24 protein-coding genes are annotated in these 26,278 nt (G+C 62.9%); 10 read left to right on the forward strand and 14 right to left on the reverse strand.

Features of this window, described 5'->3' with window-relative positions; translation table 11 throughout:
• Positions 1-184: 184 nt before the first annotated feature.
• The gene (locus IM733_RS19130) at positions 185-1,474 is read right to left on the reverse strand and encodes an MFS transporter (RefSeq protein WP_248918034.1); all 1,290 of its coding nucleotides are present in this window, start codon (positions 1,472-1,474) and stop codon (positions 185-187) included.
• Positions 1,475-1,836: 362 nt separating this feature from the next.
• Between IM733_RS19130 and IM733_RS19135 the strand changes: the two genes are divergently transcribed.
• Together IM733_RS19135 and IM733_RS19140 are read left to right on the forward strand one after the other, a co-directional pair.
• Positions 1,837-2,235: an acyl-CoA thioesterase gene (locus IM733_RS19135; RefSeq protein WP_003253317.1), complete on the forward strand. Its 399-nt coding sequence runs from the start codon at positions 1,837-1,839 to the stop codon at positions 2,233-2,235.
• A 73-nt stretch (positions 2,236-2,308) separates the two neighbouring features.
• On the forward strand, positions 2,309-3,205 hold the full coding sequence (locus IM733_RS19140; protein ID WP_248918035.1) for a D-hexose-6-phosphate mutarotase: 897 nt from the start codon (positions 2,309-2,311) through the stop codon (positions 3,203-3,205).
• Between the two features lie 91 nt (positions 3,206-3,296).
• On the opposite strand, the gene IM733_RS19145 is transcribed toward IM733_RS19140, so the two are convergent.
• From IM733_RS19145 to IM733_RS19165, 5 genes are all read right to left on the reverse strand, one after another.
• A complete protein-coding gene (locus tag IM733_RS19145; RefSeq protein ID WP_248918036.1) occupies positions 3,297-3,830 on the reverse strand; it encodes a DUF3299 domain-containing protein in 534 nt (177 codons plus the stop codon).
• A gap of 51 nt (positions 3,831-3,881) precedes the next feature.
• Positions 3,882-4,127 (reverse strand): GlsB/YeaQ/YmgE family stress response membrane protein, encoded by a 246-nt coding sequence (locus IM733_RS19150; protein ID WP_248918037.1) that lies wholly within the window; start codon positions 4,125-4,127, stop codon positions 3,882-3,884.
• Positions 4,128-4,225: 98 nt separating this feature from the next.
• Positions 4,226-5,308 carry a 5-(carboxyamino)imidazole ribonucleotide synthase gene (locus IM733_RS19155; protein ID WP_248918038.1) on the reverse strand — a complete coding sequence of 361 codons (1,083 nt, stop codon included), beginning with the start codon at positions 5,306-5,308 and terminating at the stop codon, positions 4,226-4,228.
• Between the two features lie 10 nt (positions 5,309-5,318).
• Positions 5,319-5,810 carry a 5-(carboxyamino)imidazole ribonucleotide mutase gene (purE, locus tag IM733_RS19160; protein ID WP_011536443.1) on the reverse strand — a complete coding sequence of 164 codons (492 nt, stop codon included), beginning with the start codon at positions 5,808-5,810 and terminating at the stop codon, positions 5,319-5,321.
• Positions 5,811-5,981: 171 nt separating this feature from the next.
• Complete coding sequence (locus IM733_RS19165) at positions 5,982-6,911, reverse strand: LysR substrate-binding domain-containing protein (RefSeq protein ID WP_011536444.1); 930 nt, start codon at positions 6,909-6,911, stop codon at positions 5,982-5,984.
• Positions 6,912-7,092: 181 nt separating this feature from the next.
• On the opposite strand from IM733_RS19165, the gene aspA reads away from it, so the two are divergent.
• Positions 7,093-8,517, forward strand: a complete 1,425-nt coding sequence (gene aspA / locus IM733_RS19170; protein ID WP_186652961.1) for an aspartate ammonia-lyase — start codon at positions 7,093-7,095, stop codon at positions 8,515-8,517.
• Positions 8,518-8,607: 90 nt separating this feature from the next.
• Here the strand turns inward: aspA and IM733_RS19175 are convergent, their stop codons facing one another.
• The 4 genes from IM733_RS19175 to IM733_RS19190 all read right to left on the reverse strand — a co-directional run bounded on the left by IM733_RS19175 (position 8,608) and on the right by IM733_RS19190 (position 14,469).
• A complete protein-coding gene (locus tag IM733_RS19175; protein ID WP_248918039.1) occupies positions 8,608-10,800 on the reverse strand; it encodes a lipase family protein in 2,193 nt (730 codons plus the stop codon).
• Between the two features lie 6 nt (positions 10,801-10,806).
• On the reverse strand, positions 10,807-11,403 hold the full coding sequence (locus IM733_RS19180; protein ID WP_248918040.1) for a hypothetical protein: 597 nt from the start codon (positions 11,401-11,403) through the stop codon (positions 10,807-10,809).
• A gap of 187 nt (positions 11,404-11,590) precedes the next feature.
• Positions 11,591-12,415: a DUF4123 domain-containing protein gene (locus tag IM733_RS19185; RefSeq protein ID WP_248918041.1), complete on the reverse strand. Its 825-nt coding sequence runs from the start codon at positions 12,413-12,415 to the stop codon at positions 11,591-11,593.
• On the reverse strand, positions 12,412-14,469 hold the full coding sequence (locus IM733_RS19190) for a type VI secretion system tip protein VgrG (protein WP_248918042.1): 2,058 nt from the start codon (positions 14,467-14,469) through the stop codon (positions 12,412-12,414). Before IM733_RS19190 ends, IM733_RS19185 begins: the two co-directional genes overlap by 4 nt.
• A 211-nt stretch (positions 14,470-14,680) precedes the next feature.
• Between IM733_RS19190 and IM733_RS19195 the strand changes: the two genes are divergently transcribed.
• The 3 genes from IM733_RS19195 (at position 14,681) to IM733_RS19205 (ending at position 18,021) form a co-directional block, all read left to right on the forward strand.
• Positions 14,681-15,673 (forward strand): AraC family transcriptional regulator, encoded by a 993-nt coding sequence (locus IM733_RS19195; RefSeq protein WP_248918043.1) that lies wholly within the window; start codon positions 14,681-14,683, stop codon positions 15,671-15,673.
• A 201-nt stretch (positions 15,674-15,874) separates the two neighbouring features.
• Positions 15,875-16,915 (forward strand): histone deacetylase family protein, encoded by a 1,041-nt coding sequence (locus IM733_RS19200; RefSeq protein WP_248918044.1) that lies wholly within the window; start codon positions 15,875-15,877, stop codon positions 16,913-16,915.
• Positions 16,916-16,917: 2 nt separating this feature from the next.
• The gene (locus IM733_RS19205) at positions 16,918-18,021 is read left to right on the forward strand and encodes an extracellular solute-binding protein (protein ID WP_248918045.1); all 1,104 of its coding nucleotides are present in this window, start codon (positions 16,918-16,920) and stop codon (positions 18,019-18,021) included.
• Between the two features lie 57 nt (positions 18,022-18,078).
• On the opposite strand, the gene IM733_RS19210 is transcribed toward IM733_RS19205, so the two are convergent.
• Positions 18,079-19,605 carry a PLP-dependent aminotransferase family protein gene (locus tag IM733_RS19210; RefSeq protein ID WP_248918046.1) on the reverse strand — a complete coding sequence of 509 codons (1,527 nt, stop codon included), beginning with the start codon at positions 19,603-19,605 and terminating at the stop codon, positions 18,079-18,081.
• Between the two features lie 90 nt (positions 19,606-19,695).
• Between IM733_RS19210 and IM733_RS19215 the strand changes: the two genes are divergently transcribed.
• Genes IM733_RS19215 through IM733_RS19225 form a run of 3 tightly spaced genes read left to right on the forward strand, consistent with a single transcriptional unit; the run spans position 19,696 to position 21,466 of the window.
• Positions 19,696-20,325 carry an FMN-binding negative transcriptional regulator gene (locus IM733_RS19215; RefSeq protein WP_248918047.1) on the forward strand — a complete coding sequence of 210 codons (630 nt, stop codon included), beginning with the start codon at positions 19,696-19,698 and terminating at the stop codon, positions 20,323-20,325.
• A gap of 12 nt (positions 20,326-20,337) precedes the next feature.
• On the forward strand, positions 20,338-20,787 hold the full coding sequence (locus IM733_RS19220) for a GNAT family N-acetyltransferase (RefSeq protein ID WP_248918048.1): 450 nt from the start codon (positions 20,338-20,340) through the stop codon (positions 20,785-20,787).
• Between the two features lie 7 nt (positions 20,788-20,794).
• Positions 20,795-21,466 (forward strand): GNAT family N-acetyltransferase, encoded by a 672-nt coding sequence (locus tag IM733_RS19225; protein ID WP_248918049.1) that lies wholly within the window; start codon positions 20,795-20,797, stop codon positions 21,464-21,466.
• Positions 21,467-21,612: 146 nt separating this feature from the next.
• Here the strand turns inward: IM733_RS19225 and oadA are convergent, their stop codons facing one another.
• Both oadA and IM733_RS19235 read right to left on the reverse strand, forming a co-directional pair.
• On the reverse strand, positions 21,613-23,421 hold the full coding sequence (gene oadA / locus IM733_RS19230) for a sodium-extruding oxaloacetate decarboxylase subunit alpha (RefSeq protein WP_248918050.1): 1,809 nt from the start codon (positions 23,419-23,421) through the stop codon (positions 21,613-21,615).
• Between the two features lie 11 nt (positions 23,422-23,432).
• Entirely contained in the window at positions 23,433-24,848 is a 1,416-nt protein-coding gene (locus IM733_RS19235) for an acetyl-CoA carboxylase biotin carboxylase subunit (RefSeq protein WP_248918051.1), read from the reverse strand.
• Between the two features lie 189 nt (positions 24,849-25,037).
• Here IM733_RS19235 and IM733_RS19240 point away from each other — a divergent pair, with 189 nt between their 5' ends.
• Positions 25,038-26,000, forward strand: coding sequence for a LysR family transcriptional regulator (locus IM733_RS19240; RefSeq protein WP_283107508.1), 963 nt, complete (start codon positions 25,038-25,040; stop codon positions 25,998-26,000).
• Here the strand turns inward: IM733_RS19240 and IM733_RS19245 are convergent.
• Positions 25,942-26,160, reverse strand: coding sequence for a PA3496 family putative envelope integrity protein (locus IM733_RS19245; protein ID WP_248918052.1), 219 nt, complete (start codon positions 26,158-26,160; stop codon positions 25,942-25,944). The genes IM733_RS19240 and IM733_RS19245 overlap by 59 nt on opposite strands.
• Positions 26,161-26,278 lie beyond the last annotated feature (118 nt).

The raw sequence follows: 26,278 nt of genomic DNA on the forward strand, positions 1-26,278 counted from the left end.
CGCATGAACACTCTATGTCTCGAATATGACAATTGGATGAAAGGCCATCACCGGTTATCGGGGATGGCCTTTTCAGGATGTTTCGGGAGGGGATGGCCGGGTCTGGCCTATTCGCCGGCAAGCCGGCTCCTACAGGTACTGCATGCCTATTGTAAGAGCCGACTTGCCGGCGAACCGGTTTCGGTCAGCGTTTTCTGGCGAGTAGATAGATACCCACGGCCAGACCAACGGCACACAGGCAAGCCACATAATAAGCCGGCGCCATGGGGCTGAACTTCAGCAGCGCGGTAACCACCATTGGCGTCAACCCACCGAAGATCGCGTACGCCAGGTTGTAGGAGAACGACAGGCCGCTGAAACGCACCACCGGCGGAAACGCCTTGACCATCACGTAGGGCACGGCACCGACGATGCCCACGCACAGGCCAGTCAGGGCGTACAGCGGGAACAGCAGGTCCGGGCGGGTCGGCAGGCTGTGGTAGAAGGCCCAGGAGGACGCCAACAGCGCCAGGCTCCCCACGATGAACACGCGCCCGGCACCAAAACGGTCAGCCAGGCTGCCAGCTCCGATACAGCCCAGGCTGAGCAGCACGATGGCCAGGCTGTTGGCCTTGAGCGAGTCGGTGGGGCTGACGTAATAGAGGCTCTGCAGCAAGGCCGGGGTCATCAGGATGATCACCACAATGCCGGCCGACAGCAGCCAGGTGAGCAGCATCGACAGGATGATCGCGCCACGGTGGTCGCGCAGCACCGCGCGCAGCGGCAGCTCTTCGGCCAGCGCCTTGCGCGCCTGCATCTCGGCAAACACTGGAGTCTCATGCAGCCAGCGGCGCAGGTAGACCGCGAAGAAGCCGAACACCCCACCCAGCAGGAACGGGATACGCCAGGCGTAGTCCGCCACTTCATCCGGGGAATAGATCGTGTTGATCAGCGTCGCCACCAGCGAACCAAGCAGGATGCCCGAGGTCAAGCCGGCGGTCAGGGTGCCGCAGGCATAGCCGGTGTTGCGTGCCGGCACGTGCTCGGAGACGAACACCCAGGCACCCGGTACCTCGCCACCGATGGCCGCGCCTTGGATCACCCGCATCAACAGCAGCAGGATCGGTGCCCACAGGCCGATCTGCGCATAAGTCGGCAGCAGGCCCATCACCAGGGTCGGCACCGCCATCAGGAAGATGCTCAGGGTAAACATCTTCTTGCGCCCGAGCAGATCACCGAAGTGGGCCATGACGATGCCGCCAAGGGGCCGCGCCAGGTAGCCGGCGGCGAAGATGCCGAAGGTCTGCATCAAGCGCAGCCATTCGGGCATGTCGGCAGGGAAGAACAGCTTGCCGACCACGGTGGCGAAGAACACGAAGATGATGAAATCGTAGAACTCCAGCGCACCGCCCAGGGCGGACAGTGAAAGGGTCTTGTAGTCACTGCGGGACAACGGCCGGGACGGCTGCTCGATACTGCTCTGCACGGAGGTCATCGCTGTGGTTTCTCTTATTGGTCTGCGGACCGCTTGGCATGCGGCTTCTGGGTAGGTCAGGCAGCGAAGATAGCAAATTGCCGAGCCGCGCTCATAGCGGTACAAAATCCGTACAGATATTCATCAATGTGCGGTCGTCGCTGGCTGTGCAGGTCTATATACTGCCCGCTCGTAGGAAAAGGTTGCTTACCCTGTGGGAAGTTGTGCGAAAACGTCGGTCATTGTTGTCAGACTGTTTCGCAGAGTTTCCCTTTGGCCGCCTCGCGAAGCGAAATCAGCGTAGTATGCGTGTTGCTGAATCGTTTTTACGGCGTCCTTCATTGCGCCACCAACGAAGCTTCACGGGTCAGAGGCCCCACGGCATGATTGAGCTCGAACAAGAAGATCCTATCCCGCAAGGCGACCTGGCCTTGCAGATCACCGCCCTGCCGCGCGAGACCAATGGTTTCGGCGATATCTTCGGCGGCTGGCTGGTCGCCCAGATGGACCTGGCCGGCACCGCCATGGCCAGCCGCGTCGCCGGTGGCCGGGTGGCCACGGTGGCCATCGACCGCATGGCCTTCCTGGTCCCGGTGGCCGTTGGCGCACAGCTGTCCTTCTATACCCAGACCCTGGAGATCGGCCGCAGCTCGATCCAGATGATGGTCGAAGTGTGGAGTGACGACCCGCTGTCCAGCGAATGGCGCAAGGTCACCGAAGCCGTGTTCGTATTCGTCGCCATCGACGGCAGTGGCCGCACCCGCTCCGTGCCTCGTCGCTGAACCACGCGGGCGTTAAACTCATGGCAGGTCACCGGGTCCAACGGCCCGACAGGCAACCAATGAGACGAGTGCAATGGCTAACTTCCAGGTCGACACCGAGCAACACGGCGAACTCCACTGCTGGCGCATCACCAGCAAACACGCCGAACTGCTGATCGCCCAGCAGGGCGCGCAGGTCCTCAGCTACCAGCGGATCGGTGAGCCGCCGCTGCTGTGGCTGAGCGACCAGGCCATCTTCCGACAGGGCAAGTCGGTGCGCGCCGGCGCGCCGGTGTGCTGGCCCTGGTTCGGCAACTTCGAACGCAACCCCGCTTCGGTCAAAGCCATGTACGAGGGCGAACAACCACCGGCCCACGGCTTGGTGCGCGGCCGCGACTGGCAGTTGCTGGGTGTCGAGGAAGCCGGCGACACCCTGCGCATCGAGTTCACGCTTCCCGAAGCCCTGGGCGATCTGCCGGACTGGCCTCACGAAGTGGAGCTCAAGCTGGTCGTGGAACTGGGTCAGCAATTGAAGCTCACCCTCACCAGCTACAACCTTGGCAACACCGATGTCACCCTGAGCCAAGCCCTGCACAGCTACTTTGCCGTGAGCGATGTGCGCCAGGTACAGGTGGAAGGTGTGGACGGGTTGGCCTACATCGAAACCCTGGCCAACTGGGAGCAGCGCCAGCAACAGGGCCACCTGGCGTTCACGGGCGAGACCGATCGCATCTACCTGAACGCGCCCGAGCGCCTGGCCATCGTCGACCCGCATTGGAACCGGCGCATCACCCTGCAGGCCGGGGGCTCACGCAGCGCGGTGATCTGGAACCCTTGGACCGATCGCGCCCGCGACCTGCAGGACATGGCTGACGAGGGTTGGCAGCGCATGCTGTGCATCGAGACGGCCAATGTGATGGAGGATGTGGTGACGCTGAGGCCGGGGGCCAGCCATTCGATGAGCGTGGCGATCGGTAGCGAAGCGCTCTGATTCAATAGTTTCGGTTGTCGGCAAGGGCCTGTTCGCCGGCAAGCCGGCTCCTACAGGGTATGCGTAGGGGTGGCTTGCCGGCGAACAGGCTTCAGAGGTCGGCATCCTCCACCACCCTCACCTGCCCCGCATCCAGCGCATACGCCGCATCCGCCAGGTCATTGCTGACCTTCTCCACCTTCAACAGGCCGGTCACCCACAACGGCGTGTAGATATCGTCGATCTTCAGCCCTTTCGGATAACGCACCAGCACCAGCTGGTTCGGCGGCGGCGGCGGCACATGGATGCAGGCGCCCGGGTACGGCACCAGGAAGAACAGCGTGCTGTTGCCCTTGGCATCGTTCTCCAACGGCACCGGATACCCGCCCAGGCGGATCTGCTTGCCGTTCATCGCGGCCACGGTCTTGGTCGAGTACATCACCGCCGGCAAGCCCTTGCTTTGCTTCAGGCCGCCTTTGACGGTGAAGGTCCCTTGGGCTTCCGGGGAGTCGTGGTCGATCTCGGGCATCTGCTCGAGGGCTTTCTGGTCCGACTTGGGCATCAAGTCCAGCCAGTCGGTCTCGGGCAGTTCGGCATGGGCCAGGGCACTGGCCAGCAGTAGGGGAACGAGGAATAACACACGCATGGAAATGCTCGGCAACTCGGCGATTGAATTGCCGGGCATTCTAGCTTGTGTTCAGCGCTTCTTGATGAAGCCGTAGATCACCAGAAGGATGACGGCGCCCACCAGGGCCCCGAGGAAGCCTGCGGCCTGGCCGGCCTGGTAGATGCCAAGGGCTTGCCCGCCATAGGTGGCGGCCAGGGAGCCGGCGATACCGAGGAGAATGGTCATGATCCAGCCCATGCTGTCGTCACCCGGTTTCAGGAAACGCGCCAGCAGGCCGACGATCAGGCCGATGAAGATGGTTCCAATGATGCCCATGGCAAACCCTCTGAGATGGAAGATGGAACAAGCCAAAGCCTAGTACAGCGCTTTGGCTTGTCGCCATTTCAGAGCGGTGTTGCCCCGCAGAAGTTCGCTCAGCTGGCGATCAATGCTTCTACTTCGGCAATCTTGGCTTTCAGCGTGGCCATGTCGTCGCAGCGCAGGGTGGCGTGGCCGACCTTGCGTCCGGCCTTGAACGCCTTGCCATAGTGATGCAGGTGGCAGTCGTCGATGGCGATGACCTTGTCCACTGCCGGCACCTCGCCGATGAAGTTGAGCATGGCGCTCTCACCCACCTTGGCGGTCGAGCCCAGCGGCAGGCCAGCCACGGCACGCAGGTGGTTCTCGAACTGGCTGCACTGCGAACCTTCGATGGTCCAGTGCCCGGAGTTGTGCACGCGCGGGGCAATCTCGTTGGCCTTCAAGCCACCGTCGACTTCGAAGAACTCGAACGCCATCACACCGACATAATCCAGTTTCTGCAGGACACGGCCGACGTAGTCTTCGGCCAGGGCCTGCAGCGGGTGCGCCTCGCTGGCCACCGACAGGCGCAGGATGCCGCTGTCGTGGGTGTTGTGCACCAGTGGGTAGAAGCGGGTTTCGCCATCGCGGGCGCGCACGGCCACCAGCGACACTTCGCCGGTGAACGGCACGAAGCCTTCCAGCAAGCACGGCACGCTGCCCAGCTCGGCAAAGGTGTCAACCACGTCCTCGGGCTTGCGCAGGACCTTCTGGCCCTTGCCGTCATAACCCAAGGTGCGGGTCTTGAGCACGGCCGGCAGGCCGATGCTGGCGACGGCGGCATCCAGGTCTGCTTGCGAAAGAATGTCGGCAAAAGCCGGCGTCGGGATGCCCAGGTCGCGGAACATGCTCTTCTCGAACAGGCGGTCGCGGGCGATGCGCAGCGCTTCGGCGCTCGGGTAGACCGGCACGAACTGCGAGAGGAAGGCGACGGTCTCAGCCGGCACGCTTTCGAACTCGAAAGTTACCAGGTCGACTTCGTCGGCCAGCTGACGCAGGTGGTCCTGGTCGCCGTAGTCGGCGCGCAGGTGCTCGCCCAGCGGGGCGGCGCAAGCGTCCGGGGCCGGGTCGAGGAAAGCGAAGTTCATGCCCAGCGGAGTGCCCGCCAGGGCCAGCATACGGCCCAACTGGCCGCCACCGATTACACCGATCTTCATAGCGTCAACCTCAAGCCTGGCGCGGGTCTGGATTGTCCAGCACGGTGTCGGTCTGCTCCGTGCGGAACTGCTTGAGCGCCGCGTGGAACTGCGGGTATTTGGCACCCAGGATGCTTGCCGACAGCAGCGCGGCGTTGATCGCGCCAGCCTTGCCGATGGCCAGGGTAGCCACGGGGACGCCGGCCGGCATCTGCACGATCGACAGCAGCGAATCGACACCCGACAACATCGACGACTGCACCGGCACGCCGAGCACCGGCAGGTGGGTCTTGGCGGCGCACATGCCTGGCAGGTGGGCGGCGCCACCGGCACCGGCGATGATCACCTCGATGCCACGGCCGTCGGCCTCCTCGGCGTACTGGAACAGCAGGTCCGGGGTACGGTGGGCGGAAACCACCTTCACCTCGTAGGGAATGCCGAGTTTTTCCAGCATATCGGCGGTGTGGCTAAGGGTGGACCAATCGGACTTGGAGCCCATGATCACGCCAACCAGTGCACTCATCGTCGAGCCTCTTTGCTTGTGCGCCCGCAGGCGCGTCAAAAAACAACAAGCCACGCGGGACGACCGGCGTGGCTTGTTTGCTGATCATGACCGGATCTATCCGGTCGAGGGGCCGCGCAGTATAGCGTAACGCGAGGCCATCACGGCACCCCCGGCGACCAACTGTCGCCCTTATTTTTCGGGGGTTTGGCTGACTTTCGGGTCAACTGAACCGCCCTCCAGCTTGCGCCACAGCAACCGCACGTTGGCCTTGCGCACCAGGGCGCAGCGATAGAGGCGGATTTCCAGCGGCACATGCCACTGGCTACCGCCACAGATCACCAGTTCGCCGCGCTCCAGCTCGCCGCGCATCGACAGCTTCGGCACCCAGGCAATGCCCATGCCTTCCAGCGCCATGCTCTTGAGACTGTCGGCCATCGCGGTTTCATAGACAGTGGTATAGCGCAGGTTGCGCTGGCGCAGCAGCAGGTTGACCGAACGGCCGAGGAAGGCGCCGGCGCTGTAGGCCAGCAACGGCACGCTGCCCTCGCCTTCCAGGTCGAACAACGGCTTGCCGTCCGGTCCCACGGCACATACCGGCAGCATTTCAGTGTCGCCCATGTGCAGCGACGGGAAGATCTCGGCATCCATCTGCAACGCCGCATCCGGATCATAGAAGGCCAGCATCAGGTCGCAGCCACCCTCGCGCAAGGCATGCACTGCATCACCAACGTTGGTGGCCACCAGGCGGGTGGCGATGTTCAAACCGTCGTTGCGCAACTGGGCCACCCAACGGGGGAAGAAGCCCGAAGCCAGGGAGTGTGCCGCCGCCACCTGGATGACCTCGCCCTGCCCGCCTTCGAGGTGATGCAAGTGGCGCAAAACTTCGCTCAACTGGTCGACAACGGTGCGAGCGGTGACGAGAAACAGTTGCCCGGCCTCGGTCAGTTCGATGGGGGTGCGGGAACGATTCACCAAGGTCAGCCCCAACGCCGCTTCCAGGCTTCTTATGCGTCGGCTGAAGGCTGGCTGGGTGACGAAACGGCGCTCGGCCGCTTGCGAGAAACTGCGGGTGGAGGCCAGGGCACTGAAGTCCTCCAGCCATTTGCTTTCGAGGTTCATCGACTACTCCGCAACGCGTGCACCAAAATGGAACACGCTCGATTGTCAATCGGCGTCACATCAAACCGTATGCCGTTTGCGCATAGGTTAGCGTGCAACAGCATTGGCCGCAAAATCCGGGCAGCCCTAGGATTGTCGCCATTCCGGCAGGTGCCGGGTCAAAATCGAGATGATATCCATCATGTCCTCCGCTGCATCGTTCCGCGTCGAAAAAGATCTGCTTGGTACCCTTGAAGTCCCTGCCGATGCCTACTACGGCATCCAGACCCTGCGCGCTGCCAACAACTTCCACCTCTCCGGCGTTCCGCTGTCGCACTACCCGAAACTGGTAGTCGGCCTGGCGATGGTCAAGCAGGCTGCTGCTGACGCCAACCGTGAGCTGGGGCACCTGAGCGATGCCAAGCACGCTGCCATCAGCGCAGCTTGCGCCCGACTGATCAAGGGCGACTTCCACGATCAGTTCGTGGTGGACATGATTCAAGGCGGTGCTGGCACCTCCACCAACATGAACGCCAACGAAGTCATCGCCAACGTTGCGCTGGAGCACATGGGCCACCAGAAAGGTGAGTACCAGTACCTGCACCCGAACAACGACGTGAACATGGCGCAGTCGACCAACGACGCCTACCCGACCGCGATCCGTCTGGGTCTGTTGCTGGGCCACGACGCCCTGCTGGCCAGCCTCGACAGCCTGATCCAGGCCTTCGCCGCCAAAGGTAAAGAGTTCGACCACGTACTGAAGATGGGCCGCACCCAGCTGCAGGACGCCGTACCCATGACCCTGGGCCAGGAATTCCGCGCCTTCGCCACCACCATGACCGAAGACCTGCAGCGCCTGCGCTCGCTGGCCCCGGAACTGCTGACCGAAATCAACCTGGGCGGCACTGCCATCGGTACCGGCATCAACGCCGACCCGGGCTACCAGGCCCTGGCCGTGCAGCGCCTGGCAACCATCAGCGGCCAGCCGCTGGTGCCTGCCGCCGACCTGATCGAAGCCACCTCCGACATGGGCGCCTTCGTGCTGTTCTCCGGCATGCTCAAGCGCACCGCGGTCAAGCTGTCGAAGATCTGCAACGACCTGCGCCTGCTGTCCAGCGGCCCACGTACCGGCATCAACGAGATCAACCTGCCGGCGCGCCAGCCAGGCAGCTCGATCATGCCAGGCAAGGTCAACCCGGTGATCCCGGAAGCCGTCAACCAAGTCGCCTTCGCCATCATGGGCAACGACCTGGCCCTGACCGTCGCCGCCGAAGGTGGCCAGCTGCAGCTGAACGTGATGGAACCGCTGATCGCCTACAAGATCTTCGACTCGATCCGCCTGCTGCAACGCGCCATGGACATGCTGCGCGAGCACTGCATCGTGGGTATCACCGCCAACGAACAGCGCTGCCGTGAACTGGTCGAGCACTCGATCGGCCTGGTCACCGCCCTGAACCCGTACATCGGCTACGAAAACGCCACCCGTATCGCCCGCGTCGCCCTGGAAACCGGCCGCGGCGTGCTGGAACTGGTGCGCGAAGAGAAGCTGCTGGATGAAGCGATGCTCAACGACATCCTGCGTCCGGAAAACATGATCGCTCCCCGTCTGGTTCCGCTGAAGGCGTAACCCAGACCGCTGCAAAACGTCTCACCAGGTCGAGGGACTAGACACCTCTCAACCTTTCAAGGGCCCGAGCGCACGCTCCGGGCTCTTTTTTTATATCAAGTTCAGAGGGTCGGACGGATCGCTCTCGGCATCGAGCATGACGAAGATTTCGTCGGAGGTAACTTTGATTATCGGTGGCTCGTTCGAGGGAAGCTCGGCGGGGGCCATGGCAAGCTGCTCTTCGCGGTTGTTCACGTCATGGGCGTGCCAACGGGCGAGTACGGTTTCGAGTTCGGGGTGGTTGGCGAGCGAGCCGTAGACCTGGGCTGCGCTAACGGTGGTGGTGGCGAGCGCAGAAAGTCGCGTCAGGGTGGTTTCGAGTCGGTGGCGTTCCTCATGCATGATTTGCAGCCGGTTTTCATGTTGACGACGGTATGGGTCCGCCTGCTTGATCGACGCTTGCCTGCGCTGGATCTGCTCATCGAATGAAACCAGCAGTGCGCGGATCAGCGACAGTTCGCGGCGGGTGACAGGGGGCGTGTTGGCCAGCAGGACCTCCTGATGGCGGCGCAACGCGGCCCAGCAGGCAGGGATATAGGCAACCATGAAATGGTCGCCGACCCTGAACAGTTGATCCATGAACGCCATACGTTCGGGCAGGCCGTACTCGTGCCGCAGTATACGGTTGCACAGCGCTTGCTCGGTGATGGTGCTGCAGCCGGGCGTCCAAAGCACGGCGGATTGACGGCCAGGCGCGAAGGGAATGCTCATGAAATGGCGCAACTCACCGTGATGCTCGTAGGACTCGGCCAGTTCGAAACCGAAACTGGTGAGTACCGTCTTAACGCCCAGGGGCGCTTGCATGTGGGCCTGCGCGACATCCTGCCGGACCCGCTCGAAGGGCCGATGCATCCAGCTGGCGGGGACACTGGGAACCGGGTCGTTGTCGTTGACGATGCGGTGGTGGACCAGATCGGCGGCGCCTTGCATGAAGGTGGTGTCGCCGGCGCGGGGGGCGCCGAAGGTGTAGAGCTGGATGTCGATGCCTTCTACTTGGCGACGAAGCATTTCTGCCAAGAGCAAGGCAACCGCACCGCCGAGGCTGTGGCCGCAGATGACCAGTTGTTGACCCGTGTAGAACCTGTCCATGTACTCCCGTGCGAAAGCGTACGCTTTTGTAGCGGACTCATAGAATCCGCGATGAACTCGACCCTCCCCTTCACGAAATTCAACTTGTAACGCATCCGCATCTCGAAGCGCATCGGCCATGAACTCGCTGGTACCCCGGACTGCTATCAAGATCTGATCTGATGTGTGAGTGGCGAATGCTTGGGTATCCGTCGCGTTGAACTTGTTTCGATCATCAAGAAAATGAAGCTTGGCGGGGTGCTCTTGAAGGTCTTCCCGGCTCGGATGATTGTAGGGATACAGGTCGGGATCAAAAGGCGCTATCTCCCACCGCTGCGAGTACGGTACTTCTTCATAGAACGGATAGAACGACTGCATCAATTTCGTATCGACCCTCCAGATCTCCCTAAATGCACTCAGCGACTCGGCAAACCAGTTACCAACGCTGGGTTCATGGGTGAAGCTGACCGTCGATGACCGGACCGGGTGCCCGTCCGGTTCTTGTCCGAACGGTGAATAGCTCAGCGTGGCCATGAGTGCCAACTGATACATGTTCAACACGCAAAAACCTGGATCCTTCGATAGCACCAACCGCAAGGCGCGCAGGGGGCGGACTTCCAGCACCGTGTGCTGGTTGGGCCTCAGGCACACACCGTGGGCACCATGCCCACGCATGAGTTTCTTGGCGTATTCCTCAGGAGGAAAGTTTGACTTCGTCGCAGGAGGTAGATGACAGGTGTACTGAACGAGATCACGCACTTCCACTTGGAGAAAATGGTCACACTTCGCGCGAGCAGGGTTATTTTCAGTTCGAGCACCATTTGCATTATTGAACTGCGTACTTTCCGCTCGGACCTGTAACTCCGTCAATTGCAGCGGGTAAAAGTCTCGCTCAATCAAGCCCCTATACAACTTCTCAGCGCCGACGTAGAGCGCATAAAATCTTACAACCAACCCACCGCTGTAGTGCCTCGAAATAACAGCACTCCCTTCAATATCCAGCACGCCCGTGTAGGTGATGCCTTCCCGGTCAATCGCTTCATAACTCAATCCTGCATATGGCTCACCTTGCCCTAATTCATCGACCAGTTGAAATCTGGTTCTACAGTCCTCTACAGGGCACGCGAAAATCTTGGAATTAATAGGCGATGACAGCTCATCAAGAATCTCCCTCATAACGTTCTACTCCTTACAGCCTGGATGAATCGTGCAAACCACGCCGTTCGGGCCGGTGAAGTGACTGAAATCAGACGTATTTCCGTCGCAGAATGCATAAGGATCTTCAAAGCCATCCCCCATACACCTCTTCCACCCATTAGGAAACTGTACCCACCTATTCGGCTCCCCCGGTTTTTCTTCATCAAGTAAACGAATATTCATCCTTATGGTTTTGCCCGGTAATTGATCCAGTGTATATACGGCATACACCACATCCAAACCGACCTCCCCGCGGCTGGCGTCCTGCCTGCAACTCAACCCCTTTGACAGTTGGCGTTTTTTTCCCATCGTTCTAAATCTCCAATAGCACTCACCATAGAAAGTGTCTTCATCGCTTTTTGTGAGTTTTCGTTTGTTCTTACCTTCATATTGCGAGTAAACACCCAAGCCAGCGCGTGTGTAGCTATCCGTTCTGTCTACTGGCGTGGCATCAGACCATCGGGCAAATATTTTTATATCGATTTTATCCAAGACCATCTGACAACCCTTTATCAGGGTGCGTATTGGTATTTTTATTTCTGGCTTATATTCACCCAGCCAAGGTCGGTTAAATTCCGGCATGGTTCGCCTCCAATCTGTCACCGCACAGCTGGTACCAGGCTCAGGTTCATAGAGCACGCCCGCCCAATAAGAAAAGTTTGACGGCAACTCCCCCACCAATGTGAAAGTATTCGGTTGCCATTCAGAGCAACTGGTCTGCAGCAATACGGCCGCTACAACTACTCCTCGTTTCCTCCAAGACTTCATTTCACGTTCTCCCTTGCTCTAATGGCGCAATCCGTCGCATTCGCTGAAAATGTGCCGCGGGCGTTTCCTCCGGCCAACGCGCCCAGTCCTCCCCGACCTTGAACCCCGGCGAGCGCAAGCTGCTGAGCAACAGAAACGCCAACTGCGCGGACGTCTCCCAACCCCAAGCCTTGGCCTGCTCCAGCCTTCGCCCAAGCCAGGCTTCGTGGTCCTGCTCGCTCGCCAGTTGCAGATAGCGTCCGTAGTCATGCCGGACCAGGTAGCGGTCAGCATTCACAAACAGCGTCACCTCGGCGGCAGGTGCCGGCACCCGCAGCCAGGCCGGCTCGGAGGGCACGGGGTAGCTACCGGAGGCTGGGTTATCCACAACCCGCCAGACATCCGTTTGCCAGTAACAGAGGCTGAGGGTCGGACCGAGGTAAGCTGGCAGTTCAACCTGAGTCAGGACGTCCAGGGCACGGGCCAGCACGCGGTTATCGTGAAAGCGGTACAGCCCGTGCCCGACCATCAGCCGTGCCCGCCAGTGGCTGAGCCAGGCCGCCCAGTCGCCGGGCGCCAGGCTCGCCAACCACCCCCAATGCGCCTGCGGCGCCGAAAGGTCCGGCTCGGCCAGACGCAGTTCGGCATCGCCCACCAGGAACGCGACCGGCCCGGCACTGGCCAACTGGGCTGCTGGTGTCTGGTTGTACAAGGCGCTCCAACGGTCGCTGCCCAACGTCGCCATCAACACTTGCCGAGTGCGAGCTTCGCCATCCAGCAGCAGGGCAACCTCGCGGCCCTGGGCACGTTGCGCGGCCATCCACAGCCACGGATCCTGATTGCTCATCGAACACCTCCAAGCGGCAGGCACTGGCCATTGGCGCAGGCCTCGCAGAGCGGGCAGTAGTCCTGGTCGGCCTGTTTGCTTGCCGCTACCAGGGCCAGCATCACCGGCGCCACCACCTTGGGCAGCGCGGCTGGCCCTTGGCTGCCCGCCAGCTCAGGCGGAAGCGATACCACCGCCTGGCTGGCCGCCGGCGCCCCACCGATCTGGATCGGGCTGCTGCAGAAAATCCCCGCGCCATTGACCACCAAGTGCTGCCCGCCAACCTTGAGGGTGATGCTGGCGCCGCCCTCCACCACCACCTCGCCGTCCGCCGACACCTGCACCTGGCGCCCGGCGTGTTGGACAAGCACCGTGCCCACGCGGGTCTGGCTGCCCTCCTCGACCACCAGGTGGTCGCTGGCCCGCACCAGCACCTGCCGATGCCCGCCGACGGTGCGATGCTCCTCGGCCTCCAGGGTGACGCGGCTAGGCCCCTTCACCCGTACCTCGCGCTGGCCACCGATTTCCTCAAGACTGTCGTTGCCCACCTGCCGCTCGTAGTCGCGCTGGGCGCGCAGGTACAACAGCTCCTGCCCGGCGCGGTCCTCCATGGCCAGCTCGTTGTAGCCCCCGCCGCCGCCCAGGCTGCGGCTGCGCAGTACCGTGCGGCTGCGGTATTCGGGCAAGGCGTAGGGTGGCGGGTGCAGGCTGTCGGGCAGGCAGCCACTGACCACGGGCTGGTCGGGGTCGTTGTCGAGGAAGCTGACCACCACCGCCATGCCGACCCGGGGCAGCGTGACCGCGCCGTAACGGTCGCCGGACCAGCTGGACAGCACGCGCAACCAGCAGCTGGTGTGCGCGTCGCCCCGGCCTTCGCGATCCCAGTGGAACTGCACCTTGACCCTGCCCAGCGCGTCGCAATACACCTCCTCCCCGGGCGGGCCGGTAACCCTGGCTACCTGGCAGCCGGGCACTTGCGGCCGGGGCCGGGCCAGCGGCGGGCGGAACAGCACGTCCCAAGGGATGGCGTTGAAGGTATTGCTGTAGCGCGCCTGCGCATCGGCTTCGGCGTGCTCCTCCAGCACCTGGGGCTGGCGGCCTTCGTGGTGAACATGGGTGAGCAGCCACAGGTCGTTCCAGGCCTCGCGGGGATGGTCGGTCAGTTGCAGCAGATGGCCGCTGAGCAGAAACGCCGCGTCGCTGGCCCCTTCGGCCAGGCAATGGTTGAAGCGACAGCGCTGCAACGCGCGCTTGCTCAGCGAAGCGCCACGCTGCTGGTCGAGGGTCTGGCGCAGGCCGCCGGGGTAGGCGTAGTGCTCCAGGGGCAGCACCTGGGCCTCGCCGGTGCTGCTCGGGTAGGCCAGCGGCAGCGCGGCCTTGCGAAAGTCGTGGTCACGCAGCTCCACCTGGTTGACCGTGGTGCGCACGCTCACGCCGAACTGGCTGGCCACCTGGGTGTCGGCCTGCAAGCCGGAGGGGGGATGAAAGCCCAGGGCGCGCCCGAGGCGGGGGAAATGCGACTGGTGGTCGGCGAACACCACGCCATGGCCCTGGCGCGCATGCGTGAAGTGGTAGTGGATCCCGTCTTCCTGGCACAACCGTTCGATGAACCCCAAGTCGCTCTCGCCGTACTGCACGCAGTACTCGCGCGGTGGGTAGGGTTCTTCGAGGAGGAAGCGGTAGCAGTCGCCGAGCAGCCCGTGTTCTTCAAGCACCTGGCCGATGATCTGCGCCACCGTGCGCTGCTGGAAAACCCGCTGGTTCGTGCGCAGCTTCAGGCGCGCCAACCGTGGCTCCAGCCGGGCGTGGTAGTGCGTGAGGCGGTCGCCGATGACGCCCTGGCGGAACCGGCTGATGACACCGTGGATGCCGCAGTCCAGGCCATCGAAGGCGAGAAAGGCGGGCTGGTTGAGCATCCGTTCGAGTGGCAGGCGGGCATTTTCGCTGACCAGTTCGAGCTCGAAGCGGAAGAGCCTGCTGATGCCTTCGTCGCCGCTGAATTTCAGGACCTGAAGCTCAGGCTGGACCGCCGGCACGTGAAACCGTAAGCGATCGGGGGGTAATGATTCGAACATCCGTTGTCCCTGGTTGGGCCACCTTGCCCGGGGTGCAGCATTGCCCCCTGCAAAGTGGGGAAAACCGCCAAGCTAGCCGAACTCCTCAACCAGAGATGCCAGACCGATCCGAGCTCGCGTAGGAGCATTCCTTGAAAGGCGTAAGGCGTTTACCTGGCCACGAGGCACGCAAATTGCTGCTGATTCCCCTCAGCCCCACGGGACACCGAGCATGCTGCACAGCCACCTCACCACCCTCAACGCGGTTTCGCTGATCCTCCAGGTGTTCCAGGAGGGCGGCGTCGACCCGCGGCAGTTGCTCGCCGGCAGCGGCATTGGCCCGGCGGACCTGGGCCACAGCGATGCACGCATCACCACCCAGCAGGAGCTGCAGGTGTGCGCCAACGCCGTGGCCCGGCGCGAGGACATCGGCCTGGAGCTGGGCCGGCGTATGCATGTGTCGTGCTACGGCATGCTCGGTTACGCCCTGCTCTCCAGTGCCACTTTGGGTGACGCCCTGCGCCTGGCGCTGAGCTATCCGGCACTGCTGGGAACAGTCTTCCAGCTGCGCCTGGTCGACGATGGCCAGCGAGTCTGGCTGTGCGCCAGCGACCATCATGACGCACCGGGGCTGGCGGCCTTCAATGCCGAGTTCTGCCTGGTGTCGCTCAAGGTGATCTGCGACGACCTGCTCGGCCGCCCGCTGCCGCTGCTGGCGGCACGCTTCGAACATGCCCGACCCGGCTATCACGCGCTCTACAACGGGGCATTCCAGTGCCCGCTGGGGTTCGAGGCCCGGGACAACGCCTTCGCCTTCGAACGCCGCTGGCTGGACATGCCGCTGCCACTGGCCGACCCGATCACCCACAAGGCCATGGGCGAGCGTTGCCGGCGCCTGAACCTGGAGTTCACCGGGCGCCAGGCCTGGCTTGGGCGGATTCGCCAGCTGCTGCTGCAACAATTGGACGCGGCGCCCGGGTTGGATGGGCTGGCCCGGCAGATGAACTGCTCGTCGCGCACTTTGCGCCGGCACCTGCAGGCGCTGGGCAGCAGTTATCAACAGCTGCTCGACGAGTTGCGCTTCGAACGGGCCAAGCAGTTGCTGACCGAAGACCAGATGCCGATCTATCGCATCGCGGAAACACTTGGGTTCAGCGAGACCGCGAGTTTCCGGCATGCCTTCCAACGTTGGAGTGGCGTGGCGCCGAGCCATTTTCGCGGGTGACCTGCACTGGCCCTTTCGCGGGTAAACCCCCTCCTACAGGTGTGGCGCTGATCTTCAGCCCGGCGCGGTACCCGCAAATAGGCCGGAACACGCAGCCTCGCACTTGGCCACATCGATCCCCTTTTGGCCGTTTGCGTCGTTCTCCCTGGATTGGCCGCCCACCAGAATGGCCCCACGCCAGTCATAAACGGAGAACAACACGTGCTGACGATCTATTCCGATGACCACCGCCTGCACCACGGCCGCTGCGAGCTGATCGACGGCCAGCTGATGCCCTGTTTCGAGATGCCCTCCCGCGCCGACCACGTCCTCGATCAGGTGAAACAGCGCAACCTCGGCCCTGTGCAAGGTCCCACCGATTTCGGCCGTGCCCCGTTGCAGCGCATCCACAGCGCCGACTACCTGAACTTCTTCGAAGGCGCCTGGGCCCGCTGGGCGGCACTGGGCCACGAGGGCGACCTGCTGCCCTTCACCTGGCCGGCGCGCACCCTGCGCCAGGTCAAACCCACCGGCCTGCACGGCGAGCTGGGCTACTACAGCTTCGACGCCGGCGCGCCGATTACCGCCGGCACCTGGCAGGCCGCCTACAGTGCCGCGCAGGTGGCCCTGACCGCCCAAGCCGCCATCCAGCAGGGCGCCCATGCGGCCTTCGCCCTGTGCCGCCCGCCAGGGCATCACGCCGCCGCCGAGGTGATGGGCGGCTACTGCTACCTGAACAACGCCGCCATCGCCGCCCAGGCCTTCCTCGACCAGGGCCGGCGCAAGGTAGCCATCCTCGATGTCGACTACCACCACGGCAATGGCACCCAGGACATCTTCTACACCCGCGACGACGTGTTCTTCGCCTCGATCCACGGTGACCCGCAGGACGAGTTCCCGTTCTTCCTGGGTTACGCCGACGAAGTCGGCGAAGGCGCGGGCGAAGGCTGCAACGTCAACTACCCACTGCCCGCCGGCAGCGACTGGGCGGCCTGGAGCGCCGCCCTGGAAGAAGCCTGCCAGCGCATCGCCGCCTACGACGCCGAGGTGCTGGTGATCTCCCTGGGCGTGGACACCTTCAAGGATGACCCGATCTCCCAGTTCAAGCTCGACAGCCCGGATTACCTGGCGATGGGCGCGCGCATCGCCCAGCTCGGCAAACCGACCCTGTTCGTGATGGAGGGTGGCTACGCGGTGGAAGAAATCGGCATCAACGCGGTCAATGTGCTGGAAGGTTTCCAGCGCGCCCAGCCAGGAGCCTGAACATGATCCGACTCAAGCGTCTGCTCACCCCGCTCATTACCGCCGGCCTGCTCGCCGGCGCGCTCCAGGCCCACGCCGACCAGCGCACCTTGCGGGTGTACAACTGGTTCGACTACATCACCCCGCAAACCCTCACCGACTTCCAGAAGGACAGCGGTGTGAAGCTGGTGTACGACATCTTCGACACCAATGAGGCGCTGGAAGCCAAGCTGCTGACCGGCAACTCCGGCTACGACGTGGTGGTGCCATCCAACGTGTTCCTTGCCAAGCAGATCGAGGCGGGCGTGTTCCAGCCGCTCGATCGCACCAAACTGCCCAACTGGCAGCATCTGGACCCGGCGCTGATGAAGCTGATCGAGGCCAACGACCCCGGCAACAAGTTCGCCGTGCCCTACATGTACGGCACCGTGCTGATCGGCTTCAACCCGGATAAGGTCAAGGCCGTGCTCGGCGAAAATGCCCCGGTGGACAGCTGGGACCTGATCTTCAAGGAAGAGAACATCGCCAAACTCAAGCAATGCGGCGTGGCGCTGCTGGACTCGCCGTCGGAGATCCTGCCGCTGGCCCTGAAGTACCTGGGCCTGGACCCCAACAGCAACAAGCCGGCCGACTACCAGAAAGCCCAGGACCTGCTGCTGAAGATTCGCCCGCACATCACCTACTTCCACTCCTCCAAGTACATGGCCGACATCGCCAATGGCGACATCTGCGTGGCGGTGGGCTATTCGGGCAGCTTCTCCCAGGCCGCCAACCGCGCCCGCGAGGCGAAGAATGGCGTGACGGTGGACATGCGCCTGCCCAAGGAGGGGGCGCCGATCTGGTTCGACATGCTGGCGGTCCCGAAGAACGCGGCCAACCCGGAGGATGCCCACACGTTCATCAACTACCTGCTGCGGCCTGAGGTGATCGCGCCGATCAGCGATTTCGTCGGCTACCCGAACCCGAACAAGGATGCGACCGACAAGGTCAGCCCGGCGATTCGCAACAACCCGAACCTGTACCCGACGGCGGAGGCGATGGCCACGCTGTACACGCTCAAACCGTTGGCGCGGGATGCAGAACGTGCGCGTACGCGGGCCTGGACCAAGATCAAGTCCGGGACTTGAGCCTTCGCCGGCAAGCCGGCTCCTACTGCTCCGTGTAGGAGGCGGCTTGCCGGCGAACTATCGCCAGGCCTTGCGCAAGCGCATCAACGCATCCGCAATCCCGGCTTCCGGCACCGCCGCAAACCCCAGCACCAGCCCCGCCCGCTTATCCACAGGCACCTCGCTGTCTTCCAGCCAGTACCCGCTCAAAGGATTGACCTCCACCCCCACCGCTTCGGCCCCCTTTACCAGCTCCTGCTCCCGCGCAAAGTTATCCACATCCACTTTCACGTGCAGCCCCGCCGCCACCTCCGGCATCGGCCCCAACCCCGGCACGTCCATCGGCCAGCCGGCTTTGAGCACATTGCGCCGCGCCAGCGCGGCACGCCTCATGCGTCGAATATGCCGCTGGAAATACCCCTGGGCCATGAACTGCGCCATGACGCACTGGGTACCCACCTCGGAATGCCGAACCGCCAGTGCTCTTGCCTGGCTGAAAGCCTGCACCAGCCCGCGCGGCAGCACCAGGTAGCCCAGGCGCAACGCAGGAAAGGCGATCTTGCCGAAGGTGCCGACGTAGAGCACCCGCCCCGCCCGGTCCAGCGCGGCCAGCGGCGCCAACGGCGCACCGCTGTAGCGGTACTCACCGTCGTAGTCGTCCTCGATGATCCAGCCCTCCCGGTGCTCGGCCCAGGCCAGCAGCGCCAGGCGCCGGGCAAGGCTCAAGGTGACCCCGGTAGGGTACTGGTGAGCCGGTGTCACGTAGGCGAGCCGGCACTCGGGCAGCTCGGCCAGCCTCGCGCAATCCATGCCCTCTTCGTCCACCGGCACGCCCCGGAGCTTCGCCCCGGCCATCGCGAAGGCATGCCCGGCGGCACGGTACCCTGGGTTTTCCACAGCCACGCCATCGCCCGGCCGCAACAGCAACTGTGCACAAAGGTTGATCGCTTCCTGTGAACCACTGGTGATCACAATTTGTTCAGCCGTGCAGGACAGTCCCCGTGAACGGCGCAGGTACGTGGCGATCAGTTCACGCAGCAGCGGCTCCCCCGCCGGATCGCCATAGCCCAGCAACGCCGGGTCGGGGTTTCGCCAGAAACCCGCTTGCAGCTTGGCCCACACCTCGAACGGAAAGAGATCGAACGCAGGTACTCCCACACGAAACGCCTTCGGAGAACCACCTCTGGGTTGCGGCAGTTGATGATTTTTCAGACGCCCAAGAGGCTCGTCGGCATCACCAAAACTGGATAAATCCTCAGTATCAGAAACGTGAAATGTGGATAACCTTGTTGATAACCCCCGGGATAACCCTGTGGATAGTTGTGTGGATAGTTTCGGTAGCTGGCTCACATAAGTGCCATCCCCTACCCGGCTCTCGATGAAGCCTTCGGCATACAACTGGTCATAGGCCCGCACCACGCTGTTGCGCGACAGCGCCAGCACCGCCGCCAAGTCCCGTGTCGCCGGCAGTCGCGTGCCGCTGCCCAGGCGCCCGTCCAGTACGCGCACGCGCAGCGCCTGGTAAAGCTGTTGGCTGAGCCCCCGGCGACGGTCGAGCACGATGCCAGCTGGGTCGAAAGGCAAGGCGTAGGAACGTTCGCTCATCGCATTGGACCTATAAAAATAGAGGTAAATGGCTCTTACACAGAGCCAATAGCCTGCCTAGGATGGAGCCACAGCACAAGGAACCCCGGCATGTACAACAATAAGCCCCACCAGGAGCACGACCTCACCCGCCTGCACCGGCACATGCTGGAAACCCGCCTGGCATTGCTGGTCAGCCATGGCGAACAGGGCCTGCTGGCCACCCACCTGCCGGTGCTGGTCGACACCGCTGATGGCGAGTTCGGCACCGTTTATGGACACCTGGCCCGCGCCAACCCGCAATGGCGGGACCTGGAACAGGGTGGTGAGGCGCTGCTGGTGTTTCCCGGCGCCGACGCCTACATCAGCCCAGGCTACTACCCCAGCAAGGCGGACAACCCCAAGGTGGTACCAACCTGGAACTACCTGTCCGTGCACGCCTACGGCCCGATCGAAGTTATCCACAATGCGCAGCCGCTGCTAGACATCGTCAGCCGCCTGACCGATCGCCATGAACAGGGCCGCGAACAACCCTGGAACGTCGTCGACGCACCCGCTGACTACCTAGAGGGCATGCTCCGCGCCATCGTTGGTATCCGCATGCCCATTGCCCGCCTGCAAGGCGCGCGCAAGCTGAGCCAGAACCGCTCGGCGCAGGATATCGCCGGCGTGCGCGAAGGCCTCGGCGCCAGCGCCGACACTCTGGACAACCAACTCGCCGCTCACATGCGCGATCTCTGAAGGAAAAGACCGATGACCACCGTTGTTACCCTGCGCCCGGTGGGCGCCAACGATCAATCAGCTTGGCTGCCACTGTGGAACGCCTATCTGAAGTTCTACGAAACCGAACTGGCCGACGCGATCAGCGCGAACACCTGGCAGCGCCTGCTCGACCCCAACGAGCCCACCCACTCGGCGCTGGCCTGGGTCGATGGCAAGGCGGTGGGCATAGTCAACTTCATCTACCATCGCTCCAACTGGAGCATCGAGAACTCCTGCTACCTGCAAGACCTCTACGTGGACAGCGAAGTGCGGGGCCTGGGCATCGGCCGCCAGTTGATCGAACATGTGTACGCCACGGCCAAGGCTGCGGGTTGCATCAAGGTGCACTGGCTGACCCACGAAACCAACGCCACCGCCATCAGCCTGTACGAGCAGGTCGCCGAGCGGCCGGGCTTCATCCAATTCCGCAAGCCACTGTAGGCCGACCATGACCGACGCATTGAACTGGAAGCCCGCTGGCACGCCCAAGGCCGAGCCCATCGATGGGCGTTTCATCCGCCTGGAAAAGCTCGACCCGGCCCGCCATGGCGATGATCTTTGGGACGTGTTGCAGGGGCCGGGCTCGGACCCGGTGCTGTGGGACTACCTGCCTTATGGGCCGTTCCATGAACGCACCCGCTTCGACCACTGGCTGGAGGGTAACGCCGCCAGCCGCGACCCGCTGTTCTACAGCGTCATCGACCGGGCCAACGGCCAGGTCCAGGGCATCCTCAGCTATATGTCGATCGTTCCGGAGCAGGGGCGCTTCGAGATTGGCCATATCGCCTTCGGCGCCGCCATGCAGCGCACACCAAAGGGCACCGAGGCGGTGTACCTGCTGGGCAAGCTCGGCTTCGAACTGGGCAACCGTCGGCTGGAGTGGAAGTGCAACGATGCCAATGCGCGCTCCAAGCGGGCGGCGCAACGTTTCGGCTTTGTCTTCGAAGGGGTGTTCCGCAACCACATGGTGGTCAAGGACCGCAATCGGGACACCGCTTGGTATTCGATCACCGCTGCCGAGTGGCCGGCGGTGGCGGCGGGGTTCGAGCGCTGGCTGAGCGTTGAGAATCAGCAGCCCGAAGGCCAAGTGCGGTCGCTGGAAGCTTGCCGCAAAGGCTGATGGCCGATTCGCCGGCAAGCCGGCTCCAGTGGGGACGTGCCATACCTGTAGGAGCCGGCTTGCCGGCGAACAGGCCACTTTTCCAGCAAAAAAAAAGGGGAGCATCCGCCCCCCAGAGGTTAACCGCTTGCAGATGAAGGCTTCTGTCAGCCTTCGATCTCGATCAGGATTTCGCCCGGTGTCACCCGGTCGCCCTTGGCCACGTGGATGGCCACGACCTTGCCGGCGATGGCCGCCTGGACCTCGGTTTCCATCTTCATCGCCTCGGTGATCAGCACCGCCTGCCCAGCCTTGACCACATCGCCTTCCTTGACCAGCACATCGACGATGTTGCCCGGCATGCTGGTGCTGACATGGCCTGGCTCACTGGCCTGCTTGCGCTTGCTGCCGCCACCACCAACGAAGTCGTTGAGCGGCTCGAACACCACTTCTTCGGGCATGCCGTCGATGGACAGGTAGAAGTGGCGCTTACCTTCGGCCTTGACGCCCACGCCAGTGATGTCGACGCGGTAGGTCTCGCCGTGCACGTCGATGACGAACTCGGTCGGCACACCCTCACCGCCCACCGAACCCACCGCGCCGGCCTCCGGAATCGGCAGCAGGGCTTCGGGCTTGAGGGTGCCGGCTTCGCGCTCCTCGAGGAACTTGCGGCCGATGTCGGGGAACATGGCGAAGGTCAGCACGTCTTCCTCGGATTGCGCGAGGTTGCCGATATCGGCGCGCAGCTTGGCCATTTCCGGCTTGAGCAGGTCAGCCGGGCGCACGTCGATCACTTCCTCGCTACCAATGGCCTGGCGGCGCAGTTGCTCGTTGACCACGCCCGGGGCCTTGCCGTAACCACCCTGCAGGTACAGCTTTACTTCGTTGGTGATGGTCTTGTAGCGCTCGCCGGCCAGCACGTTGAAGAACGCCTGGGTGCCGACGATCTGCGAGGTCGGGGTCACCAGTGGCGGGAAGCCGAGGTCTTCGCGAACGCGCGGGATTTCCGCCAGCACTTCGTTCATGCGGCTAAGGGCGCCCTGCTCCTTGAGCTGGTTGGCCAGGTTGGAAATCATCCCGCCCGGTACCTGGTTCACCTGCACGCGGGTGTCCACGGCGGTGAACTCGCTCTCGAACTGGTGGTACTTCTTGCGCACGGCGTAGAAGTACAGGCCGATCTCCTGCAGCAGTTCCAGGTCCAGGCCGGTGTCGAACTCGCTGCCCTTGAGCGCGGCGACCATCGACTCGGTGCCTGGGTGGCTGGTGCCCCAGGCAAAGCTGGAGATCGCGGTGTCGATGTGGTCAACACCGTTTTCAACGGCCTTGAGCTGGCACATGGCGGCCAGGCCGGCGGTGTCATGGGAATGGATGAACACCGGCAGCGACTGCTCGGCCTTCAGCGCCTTGACCAGCTCGCCGGTGGCGAACGGCGTGAGCAGGCCGGCCATGTCCTTGATCGCCACCGAGTCGCAGCCCATGGCTTCCATCTGCTTGGCCTGCTGTACAAATGCATCGACGGTGTGTACCGGGCTGGTGGTGTAGGCGATGGTGCCCTGGGCGTGCTTGCCGGCAGCTTTTACAGCCTCGATGGCCACACGCAGGTTACGTACGTCGTTCATGGCGTCGAAGATGCGGAACACATCGATGCCGTTGACTGCGGCCTTGGCGACGAAGGCCTTGACCACGTCATCGCTGTAGTGCCGGTAGCCAAGCAGGTTCTGGCCACGCAGGAGCATCTGCAGGCGCGTGTTGGGCAATGCGGCGCGCAGCTTGCGCAGGCGCTCCCACGGGTCTTCCTTGAGGAAGCGCACGCAGGCGTCGAAGGTGGCACCGCCCCAGACTTCCAGCGACCAGTAGCCGACCTTGTCGAGCTTGTCACAGATGGGCAGCATGTCTTCGGTGCGCATGCGGGTGGCCAGCAGGGACTGGTGGGCGTCGCGCAGGATCGTGTCGGTGACAAAGATTTTCTTGGACATTGTTCGGTTCCTCACAGGCCTGCGTGCGCGGCGATGGCGGCGGCGATGGCCAAGGCCAGCTCTTCGGGTTTGCGCTTGATCGAGTAGTTGGTCAGTTCAGGGTGGGTTTCGACGAAGCTGGTATTGAACTGGCCGCTGCGGAATTCCGGGTTGCGCAGGATTTCCTGGTAGTACGCGGCGGTGGTCTTCACCCCTTGCACGCGCATGTCGTCCAGGGCCCGCAGACCACGGTCCATGGCTTCTTCCCAGGTCAGCGCCCAGACCACCAGTTTCAGGCACATGGAGTCGTAGAACGGCGGGATGGTGTAGCCGGTGTAGATCGCCGTGTCGGTGCGCACGCCGGGGCCGCCGGGGGCGTAGTAGCGGGTGATCTTGCCGAAGCTGGGCAGGAAGTTGTTCTTCGGGTCTTCGGCGTTGATGCGGAACTGCAGCGCGTAGCCGCGGTGCTGGATGTCTTCCTGCTTGATCGACAGCGGCAGGCCGGAGGCGATGCGAATCTGTTCGCGGACGATGTCGATGCCGGTGATTTCCTCGGTGATGGTGTGTTCCACCTGCACCCGGGTGTTCATCTCCATGAAGTACACCTCGCCATCAGCGAGCAGGAACTCCACGGTACCGGCGTTCTCGTAGTTCACCGCCTTGGCCGCGCGCACCGCCAGGTCACCGATGTAGGCGCGCTGTTCAGGCGTAAGCTGCGGGCTCGGGGCGATCTCGATGAGCTTCTGGTTGCGGCGCTGGATCGAGCAGTCGCGCTCGAACAGGTGCACCACGTTGCCAACGCTGTCACCAAGGATCTGCGCCTCGATGTGCTTGGGGTTGACGATGCACTTTTCCAGGAACACTTCCGCCGAACCGAAGGCCTTGGTGGCCTCGGAGATCACCCGGGGGAAGTTCTGCTCCAGCTCTTCACGGCTGTTGCAGCGGCGGATACCGCGGCCACCACCACCGGAAGTGGCCTTGAGCATCACCGGGTAACCGATGCGGTCGCCTTCCTGCAACGCTTCATGGATATCGGCGACGTTGCCTTCAGTGCCCGGGGTAACCGGCACGCCAGCCGCGATCATGGTGCGGCGCGCTTCAGTCTTGTCGCCCATGCGGCGAATGACGTCGGCGGCCGGGCCGATGAACTTGATCCCGCGTTCGGCGCAAATTTCGGCAAGTTCGGCGTTTTCCGACAGGAAACCGTAGCCCGGATGCAGGGCATCGCACCCGGTCTCCACGGCAAGGTTCACCAGCTTGCGCGGGTTCAGGTAGCCGGCGAGGGGCTCGGCACCGATGCTATGGGCCTCGTCGGCGCGCTTGACGTGCAGGGCGTGGCGGTCGGCGTCGGCATAGATCGCCACGGAGCGAATGCCCATCTCGGCGCAGGCACGCACGATCCGAACTGCGATTTCACCCCGGTTGGCGATCAGGATTTTTGTTATCACTGGAGTCTTCCCAAAGCCGTAGGAACAGACGATCCGGTTCTACCGGTCGGCGCGTGACCAGACGTCGCTGGCCAGTCGCATATTCACCCTAGCGCCGAAGGTTGATAAACAAAAATCAATATTTGTTAGAGGTAGTATTAGCAAAAGCTTATAGTCAGGTAACAAAGTTTTGCTTGGGCTTGGAATAAAATGCGTAAGTCCCTGATGCGTATGACTTTACGTCAGCTACAGGTGTTCAACGAGGTGTGCGATTTACGCTCCTACAGCCGAGCTGCCGAGGAGATGTCGCTGACGCAACCCGCCGTTAGTCTACAAATCCGTCAGCTTGAGGAGCTGGTCGGCCAGCCGCTGTTCGAGTATGTCGGCAAGAAGCTCTACCTGACCGAGGCAGCCGAGGCGCTGCAGCGCGCCAGCCGGGATATTTTCGGGCGTTTGGAAAACCTCGACATGCAGCTGTCGGACATGCAGGGCTCACTGCAGGGGCAACTGAAACTGGCGATCGAGTCCAGCGCCAAGTACTTCGTGCCACACCTGTTCGCCGCCTTCAAGCAGCAGCACCCGGAGGTCAACCTCACCCTGACGGTCGTCAACCGGGCCCAGGCGATCCGGCGCCTGTCGGACAACCGCGACGACCTGACCATCATGTCCATGGTGCCCCAGGACATGGGACTGGAGTTCCTGCCTTTCCTCAACAACCCGATTGTCGCCGTGGCGCCACCAGACCATCCGCTGTGCAAGCTCGAACAGCTGCGCCTGCAAGACCTCGAGCCTCATACCCTGCTGGTCCGCGAGCAGGGGTCGGGCACGCGCAAGGCCTGCGAGGAGTTCTTCAAGGACAAGCGTGTGCACTTCACCCAGACCCTCGAAGTGGCCTCCACCGATGCCCAACGCGAGTGCGTGGTGGCCGGCCTGGGCATCGCCCTGCTGACCCGCCATGCGGTGAACCTTGAGCTGGCCACCGGCGTGCTCAAGGAACTACCGGTGGAGGAGCTACCGTTGTACCGCAGCTGGTGCCTGGTGCAATCGAAGACCAAGCGGCAATCACCGGTGGCGTTGGCGTTCCAGGCGTTCATTCGCAGCGAACGTGCAAAGATCAGCGAGCTTGTGGAGCGCTTCTCGGGGAAGTTGCCGCCGATACCTGCCACACCGTGATGTCCTGCAAGTCGGGGTAGTCGGCGATGTCACGCAGCAGCTGGCGCTGGTCGCAGTAACTCTCGATGGCGCGGCGATACTCCATGCGGCGCTGGTCCTTTTCCTGCTGCTTACGAGCTTTGGCGTTGGGTTGGTACACACCGTCGTGATCACGTGCCATTGCCTGTCTCCCAGATAGGATGCGGGGAGCTTCAGACTGGCCTCAGGGGTTTACAGTTTGGCGGTGGAATGGTGACAGAATCGTGAATTTTTGCAGCTTTCACGGACCTGTTCGCCGG

This window comes from Pseudomonas entomophila (assembly GCF_023277925.1).
Lineage (GTDB): Bacteria > Pseudomonadota > Gammaproteobacteria > Pseudomonadales > Pseudomonadaceae > Aquipseudomonas > Aquipseudomonas entomophila_D.